At 62.7% G+C, this 1,090-nt stretch carries 1 protein-coding gene and 1 pseudogene; both read left to right on the top strand.

Annotated elements, in window-relative coordinates; genetic code table 11:
* Positions 1 to 442: pseudogene (locus EOA60_RS34285) on the top strand (glycosyltransferase family 2 protein); the annotation flags it as partial.
* Positions 442 to 1,090: glycosyltransferase (locus EOA60_RS34280; protein WP_128312689.1), on the top strand; the 649-nt coding region annotated here is incomplete at its 3' end. The pseudogene EOA60_RS34285 and the gene EOA60_RS34280, both read left to right, overlap by 1 nt.

Genomic DNA, 1,090 nt, shown 5'->3' with positions numbered 1-1,090 from the left:
GCATACGGTCGGCGACACGCGCTTCCCGACCGGTCTTGCCTACGACGAGGACACATTGTTCTGGGCGCGGGTTATGAGCAAGGCATCGCTCGCGGTCGTGAGGCAACCGATCATGGTCTACTTCGTATCGTCGGACCGTTCGGATGACCGCTTCGCGATAAAGCCTGCGCGACGCTTCCTCGAATGGCGCCTGGCGTTGCGCGAACTCGCCGACTGCGGCATTGCGAAATCGTCGTTGAAAGCGAGGGAAGGGCTTGTGGCGCTCAAGATCGCCCGCGTACACTACGCTCGCGGCGATCTCGAAACGGCGGCAAAATTCCTGGCGGTTGCCGAAGCGGCGCCCAAGGTTTCCACCGACATCTGGCGCTGCATGCGCTACCGGCTCAAAATCGCGGCGCGGCGCCGGTTCCCGGCCCATCGCGTCCAACTGCAAAGTGCCTGATGGCCGACGGGCCGGAACTTGCAGTCGTGGTGATAGGTTTTCGGGCTCCGACCGATCTGGTCGCGGCGGTCAGGTCGGTGCTCGGCCAGAACATCCCGCTCGAGGTGGTGGTCGTGAATTCCGGCGGCGGGAATGCCCAGGCGCTTCTGGCCAATGCCGGACTCGACGTGCCAGTCATCGAGTGCGAAGAAAGGCTCTTTGCCGGGGCCGCGAGAAATCGCGGCATAGCGGCGACGAAAGCTCCTTTCATCGCCTTTCTCGCGGATGATTGCCTGGCATGCCCGCGATGGGCAGAGGTCCGGCTGCGCCATCACCGGGAAGGCGTCGCGGCCGTGGCAAGCGCCATCGCCAACAGTCATCCGCGCAATCTGGTCGCGTGCGCGGCCCATCTCGTTACCTATATGCGGCGCCTGCCAGGTCTTCCCGCTCATAAGGCACTTCGCTACGGCGTTTCTTTCGACCGAAAATTGTTCGATCGGTATGGCCTGTTCGACGAACAAATGGCGACGGGAGAAGACACGGAATTCCTGGAAAGGCTGCCGAAGGCGGTCGTGCCGCTATGGGAGCCGGCGGTGCTTACCGTCCATCGCAACGAGACACGGCTGATCCGAGTGATTGTCGACCAGTATCTGCGCGGATACCGATATG

Origin of the sequence: Mesorhizobium sp. M1A.F.Ca.IN.020.06.1.1 (genome assembly GCF_004023265.1) — a bacterium.
Classification (GTDB): domain Bacteria; phylum Pseudomonadota; class Alphaproteobacteria; order Rhizobiales; family Rhizobiaceae; genus Mesorhizobium.
This window is presented reverse-complemented; position numbering and strand designations above follow the sequence as displayed.